This window comes from Streptosporangium sp. NPDC049248, from assembly GCF_040678965.1.
In the GTDB taxonomy this organism is placed as follows: Bacteria; Actinomycetota; Actinomycetes; order Streptosporangiales; family Streptosporangiaceae; genus Streptosporangium; species Streptosporangium fukuiense.
The window spans coordinates 103,896-116,585 of the sequence record NZ_JBFAQY010000015.1 but is presented as its reverse complement, the minus strand read 5'-3'; the positions used below and the strand labels follow the sequence as shown (position 1 = coordinate 116,585).

General features: G+C 69.3%; 11 protein-coding genes. 9 read left to right on the top strand and 2 right to left on the bottom strand.

Features of this window, described 5'->3' with window-relative positions:
- Positions 1-48 precede the first annotated feature (48 nt).
- Positions 49-585 (top strand): orotate phosphoribosyltransferase, encoded by a 537-nt coding sequence (gene pyrE, locus AB0K21_RS25765; RefSeq protein ID WP_364153870.1) that lies wholly within the window; start codon positions 49-51, stop codon positions 583-585.
- A 115-nt stretch (positions 586-700) separates the two neighbouring features.
- Here pyrE and AB0K21_RS25760 read toward each other — a convergent pair whose 3' ends face one another.
- On the bottom strand, positions 701-1,129 hold the full coding sequence (locus tag AB0K21_RS25760; RefSeq protein ID WP_343961647.1) for a hypothetical protein: 429 nt from the start codon (positions 1,127-1,129) through the stop codon (positions 701-703).
- A 332-nt stretch (positions 1,130-1,461) separates the two neighbouring features.
- Between AB0K21_RS25760 and fbaA the strand changes: the two genes are divergently transcribed.
- From fbaA to AB0K21_RS25740, 4 genes are all read left to right on the top strand, one after another.
- Positions 1,462-2,484 (top strand): class II fructose-bisphosphate aldolase, encoded by a 1,023-nt coding sequence (gene fbaA / locus AB0K21_RS25755; protein ID WP_364153867.1) that lies wholly within the window; start codon positions 1,462-1,464, stop codon positions 2,482-2,484.
- A gap of 169 nt (positions 2,485-2,653) precedes the next feature.
- Positions 2,654-3,073: a DUF3151 domain-containing protein gene (locus tag AB0K21_RS25750; protein WP_030916144.1), complete on the top strand. Its 420-nt coding sequence runs from the start codon at positions 2,654-2,656 to the stop codon at positions 3,071-3,073.
- Between the two features lie 152 nt (positions 3,074-3,225).
- The gene (locus AB0K21_RS25745) at positions 3,226-4,509 is read left to right on the top strand and encodes an adenylosuccinate synthase (RefSeq protein WP_343961640.1); all 1,284 of its coding nucleotides are present in this window, start codon (positions 3,226-3,228) and stop codon (positions 4,507-4,509) included.
- 188 nt (positions 4,510-4,697) lie between these two features.
- Positions 4,698-5,624 (top strand): glycerophosphodiester phosphodiesterase family protein, encoded by a 927-nt coding sequence (locus AB0K21_RS25740; RefSeq protein WP_343961637.1) that lies wholly within the window; start codon positions 4,698-4,700, stop codon positions 5,622-5,624.
- Between the two features lie 9 nt (positions 5,625-5,633).
- On the opposite strand, the gene corA is transcribed toward AB0K21_RS25740, so the two are convergent.
- A complete protein-coding gene (corA, locus tag AB0K21_RS25735) occupies positions 5,634-6,752 on the bottom strand; it encodes a magnesium/cobalt transporter CorA (protein ID WP_343961635.1) in 1,119 nt (372 codons plus the stop codon).
- A gap of 450 nt (positions 6,753-7,202) precedes the next feature.
- Between corA and purD the strand changes: the two genes are divergently transcribed.
- From purD to AB0K21_RS25715, 4 genes are all read left to right on the top strand, one after another.
- A complete protein-coding gene (gene purD / locus AB0K21_RS25730; protein WP_343961633.1) occupies positions 7,203-8,435 on the top strand; it encodes a phosphoribosylamine--glycine ligase in 1,233 nt (410 codons plus the stop codon).
- A gap of 181 nt (positions 8,436-8,616) precedes the next feature.
- Positions 8,617-9,651 (top strand): hypothetical protein, encoded by a 1,035-nt coding sequence (locus AB0K21_RS25725; RefSeq protein WP_364153860.1) that lies wholly within the window; start codon positions 8,617-8,619, stop codon positions 9,649-9,651.
- Between the two features lie 244 nt (positions 9,652-9,895).
- On the top strand, positions 9,896-11,164 hold the full coding sequence (gene murA / locus AB0K21_RS25720; protein WP_364153857.1) for a UDP-N-acetylglucosamine 1-carboxyvinyltransferase: 1,269 nt from the start codon (positions 9,896-9,898) through the stop codon (positions 11,162-11,164).
- A 225-nt stretch (positions 11,165-11,389) separates the two neighbouring features.
- The gene (locus tag AB0K21_RS25715; protein WP_343961626.1) at positions 11,390-12,679 is read left to right on the top strand and encodes a GTP cyclohydrolase IIa; all 1,290 of its coding nucleotides are present in this window, start codon (positions 11,390-11,392) and stop codon (positions 12,677-12,679) included.
- The last annotated feature ends 11 nt before the right edge of the window (positions 12,680-12,690 follow it).

The window sequence follows — 12,690 nt, the reverse complement described above, 5'->3', positions numbered from 1 at the left end:
GGTGGCCCCGGATCGGGCCGCCTTCCGGACCGCCCTAACCTTGGTGCCATGAGCGATCGCGAGAACCTGCTGGCAGAGATCAAGGGCAAGGGTGTGGTGCACGGCAAGGTCGTGTTGTCCTCGGGCAGAGAGGCCGACTTCTACGTGGACATGCGCCGGGTGACCCTCGACGGGCAGGCGGCGCCGCTGGTGGGGCGGGTCATGCTGGACCTCACCGAGGATCTCGACTACGAGGCGGTCGGCGGGCTGACGCTGGGCGCCGACCCGGTGGCGACCGCAATGCTGCACGCGGCGGCCGCGCGGGGCAGGACGCTCGACGCGTTCGTGGTACGCAAGGCGCAGAAGGCCCATGGCATGCAGCGCCGGATCGAGGGGCCGGATGTGGCGGGGCGGAGGGTGCTGGCGGTGGAGGACACCTCCACGACCGGCGGATCCCCGCTGACCGCGGTGGAGGCGTTGCGGGCGGCGGGTGCCGAGGTCGTGGCGGTCGCCACGATCGTGGACCGGGGAGCCTCCCGGGCGATCGCCGACGCCGGGCTGCCGTACCGGACCGCCTACACCCTGGCCGACCTCGGCCTGGAGTAGAGGATCGACCGGTGCCCGGCGGGCCTGCCGCGGGAAGGCCCGGTTTCGGTCACCGCGGCACGCCTGGCGAGGTGCCGTCCTGCCGATCCTCGCCACGGCGAGGATCCACGGGGCACTACCGGTTTCGGGAGACCGTGAACTCCTGGCGTTCCCCCGCCTCGCCAGGAGCACGGACGACCCCGTTCACCTGGACCCGGACCGCGGCGGAGTCGGCCAGCACGACGTCGACCTTGGGGTCGAAGGACTGGAACTGCTCACCCTCGGCCATCTCCCGGTCGAGCAGCACATCACCCCCGGTGACCTTCAGGAAGACCGTGGGGCAGTGCTCCCGCAGGCACTCGACGAGAACCGTCGGCACCCGCTCGGCGGAGGCGGAGGCGGTCGGAGAGACGTCCGCCGGTGGCGCTCCGGTGGCCGGCGCGGCCGACGGGTCCGGCTCGGCGCCGGAGCCGAGACTGCCGATCAGCGAGAGAATGCCGACCACGATCAGGACGACGAGCGCCAGCGCCGCCAGTCCGGCGAGGACCAGGCGGGCGATACCCATAGGGTCAGACCTGTGGCGTCCCACACTGTGGAGATTAGCGGTTCGTGAGGATATTTCACGACAGGCCTGGTGGATCAGCCTCGAAGCCCCGGAATCCTAGAAGATCCCCTACAACCAACCAGGTCATACTGGAGATCCCGTACCGGCGAGCACCAGAAGTCCTCCGGAGATTTCCCACCGGTGGGCGCCGAAACCATGCCGAGGGCACATCCGTACGCCCCGAAGTGGTGGCGGAGCTATCCGGTTGGGAAGGAACCCGGAATACTGGCCCATGGGCGATGTCCTCATAGCCCCGTGCCAGCTGCCCACAGCCGTCTCCAGGAGATGACACGATGCCCATCGCGACCCCAGAGGTCTACGCCGAGATGCTCGACCGGGCCAAGGCGGGAGGTTTCGCCTACCCGGCCATCAACGTGACCTCGTCACAGACCCTCAACGCCGCGCTCAGAGGGTTCGCCGAGGCGGAAAGCGACGGCATCGTCCAGGTGTCGACCGGCGGCGCCGACTTCCTCTCCGGTACCACGGTCAAGAACATGGTGTCCGGCTCGGTGGCGCTGGCGGAGTACGCCCGCGTCGTCGCGGCCAACTACCCCGTGACGATCGCCCTGCACACCGACCACTGTCCCAAGGACAAGCTGGACGGTTTCGTGCGCCCGCTGCTCGACATCTCCCTTGAGCGGGTGGCCAGGGGTGAGGACCCCCTCTTCCAGTCGCACATGTGGGACGGCTCCGCCGTGCCGCTGGAGGAGAACCTGGACATCGCCAGGGAGCTCATCGAGAAGACGGCCCGCGCGAAGATCGTTCTTGAGGTGGAGATCGGCGTCGTCGGCGGCGAGGAGGACGGCGTCGTCGGCGAGATCAACGAGAAGCTCTACACCACCCCCGAGGACGCCCTCGCGACCGCCGAGGCCCTGGGCCTGGGCGAGCGCGGCCGCTACATGCTCGCCGCGACCTTCGGCAACGTGCACGGCGTCTACAAGCCCGGCCACGTCAAGCTGCGGCCGAGCGTGCTCAAGGAGATCCAGGACGCGGTGGGTGCCAAGTACGGCAAGGAGAAGCCGTTCGACCTGGTCTTCCACGGCGGCTCGGGCTCGCTGCTCGAGGAGATCCACGAGTCCATCGCCTACGGCGTGGTGAAGATGAACATCGACACCGACACGCAGTACGCCTTCACCCGCCCGATCGTCGACCACATGTTCAGGAACTACGACGGCGTGCTCAAGGTCGACGGCGACGTCGGCAACAAGAAGGTGTACGACCCCCGTTCGTACGGCAAGGCCGCCGAGACCTCGATGGCGGCGCGGATCGTCGAGGCCGCCCAGAACCTCAAGTCGGCGGGCACCAAGATCTCCTGATGACCCGGCGGCCGACACGGACCGGGAATTCTCGGTAGGGAAAGCGTCTTGGTCCGGGTAGAACCGGTCAATGTTCGGAGGGTCCCCGTCAGGTCACGAGATCGGCCTCCTGAAAATCCCCGGGAGCCGATCTTGGCCTGGCGGGGGTTCACCAGATAGGACTGTCGCTATGGAATCGCACGAGAACCTTCTCGCCGGCCCGCCGCCCACCCTGCTCCCGGACCTGCCCGAAGCTCGACAGGCGCTGGAATCCGGCGCCCAACCGTCCGACGTCGCCGCGCGTTTCCCCGCCTATCCGACCGCCTGGGCGGCACTCGCGGACGAGTACTTCGCGGCGGGACACGCCGTGACGTCGTACGCCTTCGCCCGCACCGGCTACCACCGGGGCCTGGACCAGCTCCGCAGGGCGGGCTGGAAGGGACACGGCCCGATTCCCTGGGAGCATCTGCCCAACCAGGGGTTCCTGAGGTGCCTGCACGCACTGGCCCGCGCCGCCCAGAGCATCGGGGAGAAGGAGGAGGCCGAGCGGTGCTTCCAGTTCCTCAAGGACTCCAGCGCCGAGGCGTCCAAGGAGCTGACCGGCCGCTGATCCGGCCCTGATCAGCCCCTTGATCTGCCCGTGGGATCTCTCGCCCCGAGGTGGGAGATCCCCATTTCGGACGCCGTCGGGTATTCTCACCACGCAAGAGCCCCTGTAGCGATTGCGCCAGGGGTTTTCGTTTTTGCGGTGGGAGAATCACAATGCCGGCTGTCGTTCTCGTTGGTGCCCAGTGGGGCGATGAGGGCAAGGGTAAGGCGACCGACCTGCTTGGCGATCAGGTCGACTACGTCGTCAGATACCAGGGAGGCAACAACGCGGGCCACACGGTCGTCATCGGCGACCAGAAGTACGCACTGCACCTGCTGCCGACGGGAGTGCTCTCACCGAACGTCATCCCCGTGATCGGCAACGGTGTCGTCATCGACCCGGGCGTGCTGCTGAGCGAGATCGACGGGCTTGAGGCCCGGGGGGTCTCCTCCGAGCGGCTGCTGATCTCCGCCAACGCGCACCTGATCATGCCTCACCACAAGGCCCTCGACAAGGTCACCGAGCGCTACCTCGGCAAGGCCAAGATCGGCACGACCGGGCGCGGCATCGGCCCCGCGTACGGCGACAAGATCTACCGGATGGGCGTGCGGGTCCAGGACCTGCTGGACCCGGGCATCCTGCAGAAGAAGATCGAGGTCGCGCTGGGCGAGAAGAACCAGATCCTCACCAAGATCTACAACCGTCGGGTGATCGACGCGAACAAGGTCCTGGACGAGTATCTCGGCTACGCCGAGCGCCTCAAGCCGCACATCGCCGACACCTCGCTGATCCTCAGCAGGGCCCTGGACGAGGGCAAGGTCGTGCTGCTCGAAGGCGGGCAGGGCAACCTGCTCGACATCGACCACGGCACCTACCCGTTCGTCACCTCCTCCTCTCCGACGAGCGGCGGCGCCTGCTCGGGTTCCGGCATCCCGCCGACCCGGCTCACCCGCGTGATCGGCATCCTGAAGGCGTACACCACCCGCGTCGGCTCGGGTCCGTTCCCGACCGAGCTCGACGACGAGATGGGCGACTGGCTGCGCACCACCGGCGGCGAGTACGGGGTGACCACCGGCCGCAACCGCCGCTGCGGCTGGTTCGACGCGGTCATCGCCCGGTACGCCACCCGTATCAACGGTGTCACCGACTACTTCCTCACCAAGCTGGACGTGCTGTCCGGCCTGGAGAGGATTCCCGTCTGCGTCGCCTACGAGGTCGACGGGGTCCGGTATGACGAGATCCCGATGACCCAGACCGACTTCCACCACGCCAAGCCGGTGTACGAGGAGTTCCCCGGCTGGCAGGAGGACATCACCGGCGTCAGGAGCTTCGAGGAGCTGCCCGCCAACGCGCAGGCTTACGTGAAGGCCCTGGAGCAGATGAGCGGCTCCAGGATCTCCGCGATCGGCGTCGGCCCCGGCCGCACCGAGACGCTCCAGATCCACCCGCTGATCTAGGTCCGTTCCCACCGGTCCCCGCCGCGGCGGGGACCGGCCGGGTGACGCCGCACGAAGCGCGATGGCCGGCGGCACCGCGGCGGGCGAAAGTGCCAAGGGCATGGTTTCGACCGGTACGGTCATGCCCGGCGTCGCCGAGGCGCGAGCCGTAATGGGGGATCGGTACGCGAGATGGATAAGGTCCCTGTGTGCATGCCGAGATTCACGGTCACCGTGGGGCCCGTGGGCTCCGTCCCGAGAACACCCTGCCCGGTTTCGCCCACGCCCTGGAGCTGGGCGTCGACGCACTGGAGCTCGACGTCGCACTGACCGCCGATCGGCGGCTGGTGCTCACACACGACCTCACCGTGTCCGCTGTGACCAGTACCGACGTCCGGCCCGCCTTCCGCGGCGATCCCGCCTTCCCGTACGTGGGCAGGCCCGTCGGCGAGCTCACGCTGGCGCAGCTGCGCACGCTGGAGTGCGGAGTACGGGTGCCGCGCCACCCCGAAGACCGTTTCGTCCCGACCCAGCTGCCGGTGCCGAACACCCGGATGCCGACCCTGGGTTCCGTGCTGGGGCTGATGGACGCCTACGGAGCCGACGGGGTGCGGGTGCACGTGGAGCTCAAGTCGGACCCGACCAGGCCCGACCTGAGCGCCGAGGTCGGTGAGTTCACCGAGATGGTGGTCGCCGAGCTCGACCGGCACCGCAGGCTCGACCGGGCGGCCATCCTCAGCTTCGACTGGCGCGTCCTGCGGATCGCCCGTTCCCTGGCCCCCGCGACCGGGCGGTACGCCCTGATCGAACGTGCCACCATGGACAGCGCCTGGCTCGACGGCCTCCGTCTGGAGGACTTCGGCGGCGACATCCCGGCCGCCGCCGCCGAGGCCGGAGGCACCACGCTCTCCCCCGAGCACGTGATGGTCGACCCCGAGCTCGCCCGGCGAGCGGAGAAGGCCGACCTGCCGCTGGCCGTGTGGACCGTCAACGACCCCGGGCGGGCGGCCGAACTGCTCGATCTCGGGGCGGCCGCGATCGTCACCGACTATCCCGACCGGATGATCGCCCTGTGGGCCGGGCGGGGCATGCGTATCCCGAAGCCGGTCACCCCCGCCCGCCCGGTGAGCGCCTGAGGGATCGGATCACATCCAGCCGTTGCGGCGGAAGCCACGGTAGAGCAGCGTGCAGGCGACGACCATCACGCCGAGCACCAGCGGGTAGCCGAAGACGGAGTCGAGCTCGGGCATGTGCTCGAAGTTCATGCCGTAGATGCCGGCGATCATCGTGGGGACGGCCATGATGGCGACCCACGAGGAGATCTTCCGCATGTCCTCGTTGGCGAGCGCGTTGGAACGGGCGAGCGCCGCCTGCAGTATGGAGTTGCAGAGTTCGTTGGACGACTCGACCTGCTCGCAGACGCGGGCCAGGTGGTCGACGACGTCACGGAAGTACTCGCGCATCTCGGAGGGGATCATCCGGCGCTGGGCCAGCGTGGACATCGGCGCCTGGAGCGGTGTGACGGACCGCTTCATCTCGATCATCTCGCGCTTGAGGTTGTAGATCCGGCCGATGTCGCGGGCGCTGACGTCCGCGAAGACCATCGCCTCGACGTCCTCCAGCTCGGTCTGCATCCGGTCGGCCACGGTGAGGTACTTGTCGACGACGTGGTCGGCGATCGCGTGCAGCACGCCGGTGGGGCCCCGGCTGAGCAGCTTGGGCTTGTCCTCAAGGCGCTCCCGCACCTCCGAGAGCGGGCAGTGCCGGCCGTGCCGCACGGTCACCACGAAGTCGGTGCCGACGAACACCATGATCTCTCCGGTGCCGATGATCTCGCTGGTCGCGGTCAGCACGTCGTGGTCGAGGTAGGCGACGGTCTTCAGGACCACGAACAACGAGTCGCCGTAGCGCTCGACCTTGGGTCGCTGGTGAGCCTTGACGGCGTCCTCGACGGCGAGCGGGTGCAGGGCGAAGACCTCCGCCAGCCACTCGACCTCGGGGGCGTCGGGCTCGTGCAGGCCGACCCAGACGAAGGCGTTGTTCCCTTCGACGGACGCGTTGTGCGCGCGGACGAGCTCCAGGGCGTCGGGGATGCCCAGGGCCTCGATCTTCTTGCCGTCGATGTAGGCGGCGTACTCGACGAGCGAGTCGCTCGGCGGGACGCAGACACCGCTCATCCGCACACCGAGCGAGACGGCGGGCGCGTGCGGGGCACGGATCGTGCGGGCGTGCTTGATACGGGGAAAAAGGAGCGAGGAGCGCATGGCGAGCCTTTCCCGCCCAACCTGGCGGGATTCCGCACGCGATGCGCTGTCACCACAAGGGGAGGCGGCGATGCGTGCGGTGCCGGTCGGGCACCGAGATGGGGTGGTCGAGGGTGCGCACAGCAGGCGTGCGCGAGCACGTACTGCTGGGATCGCCAGAGGACATCCCGAACCACCTCCAATCAGCAAGGGACACGCAAAGCAACTCAAAACTTAACACGAACGGGGGAATGGCTCTCAGCTTACTCCCAGGTTCAAGCATCGATCATGCACAACCTGACAAAATTCACACCCTGTTTACCGGTACCTCTCGTGCGTACCGACACCTCGCGAACCCCCCAGGGTTATCCACAGCCTGTGGATAACCCTGGGGGGTTCGGGCACCGGCGAAATCCGGGCGTGCCGGACACGGCCCGAGGGACGATCCGCAGGGACGATAGGCTCTGACAAGTGCGCGTTCTTGTGATTGGAACCGGCGGGCGTGAACACGCCCTGTGCCGGTCGCTGGCGGCGGACCCCCAGGTCACCGAGGTTCACTGTGCTCCCGGAAACGCGGGTATCGCGCAGGTCGCGACCCTGCATCCGGTGGTACCGACAGACCCGGCCGCGGTTACCGAACTGGCCGAGCGGCTCCGGGCGGAGCTGGTCGTGATCGGCCCCGAGGCCCCGCTGGTCGCCGGCGTCGCCGACGCCGTCAGGCAGGCCGGCATCCCCTGTTTCGGCCCCTCACGGCAGGCGGCCCAGATCGAGGGTTCCAAGTCCTTCGCCAAGGACGTCATGGTCGCGGCGGGCGTGCCCACCGGGCGGTCCCACAGCTGCGTCACGCCGGAGGAGGTCGCCGCGGCGCTCGACGAGTTCGGCACCCCGTACGTGGTCAAGGACGACGGCCTGGCCGCCGGCAAGGGCGTGGTGGTCACCGACGACCGCGAGGAGGCGCTCCGGCACGCCGCCGCCTGCGGGCGGGTGGTCGTCGAGGAGTTCCTCGACGGCCCCGAGGTCTCGCTGTTCGCGCTCTGCGACGGCGCCACGGCCGTGGCGCTCCAGCCCGCCCAGGACCACAAGCGCGCCTACGACGACGACCAGGGCCCCAACACCGGCGGGATGGGTGCCTACACGCCGCTGCCGTGGGCCCCGGACGACCTCGCCGACCAGGTGATGGCCGAGACCGTCATACCGACCGTGACCGAGCTGGCCAGGCGTGGCATGCCGTACACGGGGGTGCTGTACGTGGGGCTGGCCCTCACCTCCAAGGGCCCGAAGGTGATCGAGTTCAACGCGCGGTTCGGCGACCCGGAGACCCAGGTCGTGCTGGACCGGCTCCAGACGCCCCTCGCGGGCCTGCTGCTCGCCTGCGCGAACGGGACGCTCGACCGGTTCGGGCCGCTCTCCTATCGCGACGGCGCCGCGGTGACCGTGGTGATCGCGGCGGAGAACTACCCGGCGGATCCGGTGAAGGGCGACGTGATCGAAGGGCTGTCCGACCCGGTCGAGGACGCCTACGTGCTGCACTCGGGCACCGCGCCGGACGGCGACCGGATCGTCTCGAACGGCGGCCGGGTGCTCAGCGTGGTCGGCACCGGGCCCGACGTCCCCGCGGCACGGGCGGCGGCCTACGAGGCGGTGGAGCACATCCGGCTGCGCGGCTCGCACCACCGCACCGACATCGCGGGCCGCGCCCTCTGAAGGCGGCACGGCCTTCCCGGTGAGGCTTGACGCGCTCCCCGGGGATTCAGCCCGTGCCGCCTTCACCCCGGACTGAAGGCCGGGGCACCGGCCCGCATTCGGGTAGCGCCTGATCGGCATGTCGCGATAAGCCTGGGGCATCGGTGCCCCGCCCAGGCCGACTCCGCCCCCCGGAGGAACGATGTCGCTTGATCCAGCGTTGACCGCCGAGCGGATCGGCGACACCGGCGTGCTGCGCTGGCCGGGGACCTGGCGGGTCTACGTGGCCACCCGGAGCGAGGAGATCAGGGCCGACGCCGAGCGCGCCCTGACGATGTGCGACGAGGCGGGCCGGCTGGTCTCGGCGGGCGAGGGCATCGGCACACACCTGGCCCGCGCGCAGGCGTACGCGCGCAGCAGGCACGGCGTGCGGCGCTGGCTGACCGGCCAGGCCATCGAGGGCGCCTGGTCCAACGTCAACAGCGCCACCGTGATGCTGTACGGCGTGCTGCCGGTGGCGGAGCTGTGCGGGCGGGCGCCGGAGGTGGTCGCGATCGGCCGGGCCTACCTGCCCGGTGACGACCCCCGGCTTGTCCACCTCCAGGCCAGGCTGGCGGCGGGAGACCTCGGTGAGAACGACCGGCCGCTGATGCAGTCGGTGCTCCGGGCCGCGTACACCGCGCAGGCGATGGACACCGGGCGGGTCCGCAGCTTCCGCAACCTGCTCCTCGGCGGGGTGGTCATGCTCTCCCTGATCGTGCTGAGCGTGGTGGTCATCGGTGCGATCTGGCCGGACGTCATCCCGATGTGCGGCGACCAGTCGGTGATCCGCACCCAGGGGCTGTTGCCCGCCCAGATCTGCCCGACCGGCGGCCTGCGGCCCGGCCACGGCGACGTCCCGCTGGTGGCCCTGATCGGCATGCTGGGCGCGGCGCTGGCCACCGCCGCCTCGCTGTCGACCCGCTCGGAGCTGTCCACCCGCTACTCGCTGGCCGTCGTCCAGAACCTGCTCAAGGCGCCCGCGGGGGTGGCCACGGCCGTGCTCGGGCTGCTGATCCTGAACTCGGGTTTCGTGCCCGGTTTCGCGGGGCTCGGCTCGCAGCCCGCGATCCTGGTCTGGGCGATGGCGTTCGGGTACGGACAGCAGGTCGTCACCCGCTTCGTGGACCAGCGGGCCGACAGTCTCCTGTCGGCCGCCTCCCCGCTCACCACCGCGGTGAACACGAAGGGCAGGTAGCATCCGAGGCCCGGGGGCTCCCGGTGCCGCACCCCACAGTGACACCCGCGAGCCCGGAAACCGCAGGCGAGGGCGTGGTCGCCGCGCAACACGGCGGCGGCAGATGACTTATCGGCCGGTTCATGGGCAGTTCACCCTCGAACTGGCCGGTTCAGGGGCATTCAACGGCTACTGTTGGCCGATAACCTCGGCTGCCGCCTCGCGCCACACGAGTTACCCAGAACACTTCCAAGGAGCATGACGCATGGTCCGTTACCGCGTGCGCGGTGGCAACCCACTTCGTGGAACCGCCTTCATCCAGGGTGCCAAGAACGCCGTGTTGCCCATGATCGGTGCCGCGCTGCTGGCTTCCAAAGGTCGCACGGTCCTGCGCAACGTCCCCATCATCGAGGACGTCCGGCGTGCGGTCGAGCTGGCAGAGACGGTCGGCGCCAAGGTCGAGCTCCACGAGGCGGAGCGCACACTGGTGATCGACGCCTCGACGCTGAGCAGCCCGGTGCTGCCCGCGGAGATCGCCCGGCGCTTCCGCGGCTCGGTGCTGTTCGTGCCCGCCCTGCTGCACCGCCTCGGCGAGGCGATCATCGAGGGCGTGGGCGGCTGCAACCTGGGCAGCCGCAACCTCGACTTCCACTACCTGGGCTACAAGCGCCTGGGCGCGATCGTGGACGAGGGTGACGCGGTCATCCACGTCAAGTCGGCGGGCCTCACCGGCGCCACCCTGTACCTGGACACCCCCTCGCACACCGGCACCGAGAACCTGATCATGGCCGCCGCCCTCGGACGCGGCACCACCGTGATCGAGAACGCCGCGCTGGAGCCCGAGGTCCTCGATGTGATCGACATGCTGACCCGGATGGGCGCGAAGATCAGCGGCGGCGGCACCGGGTTCATCACCGTGGAGGGCGTGGAGGAGCTCCAGGCCGTCGAGCACACCGTGATGCCGGACCGCCTCGACGCGGGCGTGTTCGCCATGGCCGCCGCCGTCACCGGCGGAGAGGTCAACCTGGTCGGTGCCGACCTGGACCACCTCGGCGTGGTCCGCTACAAGCTGGAGCAGATGGGGGTGGAGTTCGCCGACCACGGCGCGGTGCTGCACGTGCGCAGGGATCGTCCGCTGCGTCCGATCAATGTGATCACCGACACCTATCCCGGCTTCGCCACCGACCTGCAGTCACCGATCATGACGGTCGCCTGTCTCGCCGACGGCGTCAGCTACATTCATGAACGAATCTTCGACGGTCGTTTCGCTCTGGCCTCAGAACTGAACAAAATGGGCGCCGATATTGAAGTGAAAGAGAACAGCGCCGTGGTTCGCGGTGCGACTCCGCTCACTGGAACACAGGTGACCGCTCACGACCTGCGTTCGGGAATCGCCCTCGTGCTCGCGGGTCTGGCCGCCGAAGGGGAGACTGTGATCGGATCGGGATATCTCATCGACCGCGGGCACTCTTATCTGGCCGAGCGCATGCAGGCCCTGGGCGGCGATGTGCGCCGAGAGATTTCAGCGTCATAATCAGCGGGTTTGAGCTGCTCAAAAACCGCGCTGACCTGTGTAAACGATGCCAGTCATGGGTTTAACCCGGAAGCAGCTTCCGGAATTGGCCGCAAATCGGGCGTGACATTACGGCCCTCACAAGCGATCGTTCCAAAAGAGAGCCGAAAACAAACGGACGGCATGATGGGACGAACATTGGTCGAGCGGGCCGAAGAAGCGCCACGAGTGTCACGCCCGGGTGCCATGACACCAGACCTCACCATCGGTGTGGTGGGCCCCCATGACCTCGTTGAACGGGTGATGTTGATGGGGCACGCGGCGGCCCCGTTACCCTGCCGCCTGGTGGCGGCGGCATACCGTGACGAGCAGGAGGCCGCGGACAAGGTCACTCGGTTGGGAGCCGGGGTGGACGCATGTCTGTTCGCCAGTCCGGTCCCCTACGACCTGGCCCGGCGATCGGGGGTGCTGACGATGCCCGCGACGTATGTCCAGCTCGGCGGCGCCGCGCTGATCGCCGCGCTGGCGAGGGCCGCGTTGGACGAGCGGATAGACCCGCGCAGGGTCAGCATCGACATCCTGAGCAGAGCAGAGGTCGAGGAGGCCTATAGCGATCTGAGCCTTCCCTCAGGGGACGTGCAGAGCCGCGACGAGCCGGGCGCCACCGGCACGATCGCGGCCTTCCACGAACGCCTCGCCCGCCAGGGCAGCACGAGCGGGGCGCTCACCTGCCTGCCCGCGGTCGCCGACCGCCTTCAGACGGCAGGGGTGCCCGTGGTCAGGATCCGCCCCACCTCCGCCGCGGTGCGTACGGCGCTGCACACGGCGGCGCTGCTCGGCGCGCACCACCGGCTGGAGGAGTCACAACTCACCGTGGTCCTGGTGGAGGTGCCCACGTTGCGCGAGCCGGTCCGCCGGGCCGCGCCACGCTACTGGCGCGACGAGCTCCGGCTCTCCCTGCACCGGTTGCTGGTGCAGGAGGCCAACCGGATCAACGCGTCGGTCACCGCGGTCGACGATCACAGCTACATGGTCACCGCGACCCGCGGCTCGGTGGCCTCGGCCACCGAGGGGTTCCGGGTCCTGCCGTTCGCCGCGCGGGTCCGCGACGAGCTCGGCCTGGCGGTCGAGGTCGGCGTCGGCATGGGCCGTACCACCCACGACGCCGAGTCGCACGCCAGGGCCGCTCTGGCGCGCACCCAGGCGGGCAAGCAGGCCCAGGGCTTCGCGGTCGACCGCGAGGGCAGGGCACTGATCCCGGCTCCCAGGATGCCTCCCCAGGGCACGGGACCGCTGAAGCCCAAGGGTGTGGAGGTGCTGGCCCGGCTGGCCGCCAAGCTTGAGGGTGGGGACACGGTGGTGGACGCGGAGGGCGCGGGCAAGATGCTGGGCGTCACCCCGCGTACGGCACGGCGATTGCTGCGCACGCTGGTAGACGAGGGACTCGCGTGGCCGCTTCCGCCGAACCGGACGCCGCAACCCGGCCGTCCCCGCCAGCTGTACCGGCTGATCGTGGAGAAGCTCGGCACCCGCTGAGCCCTCCGCCT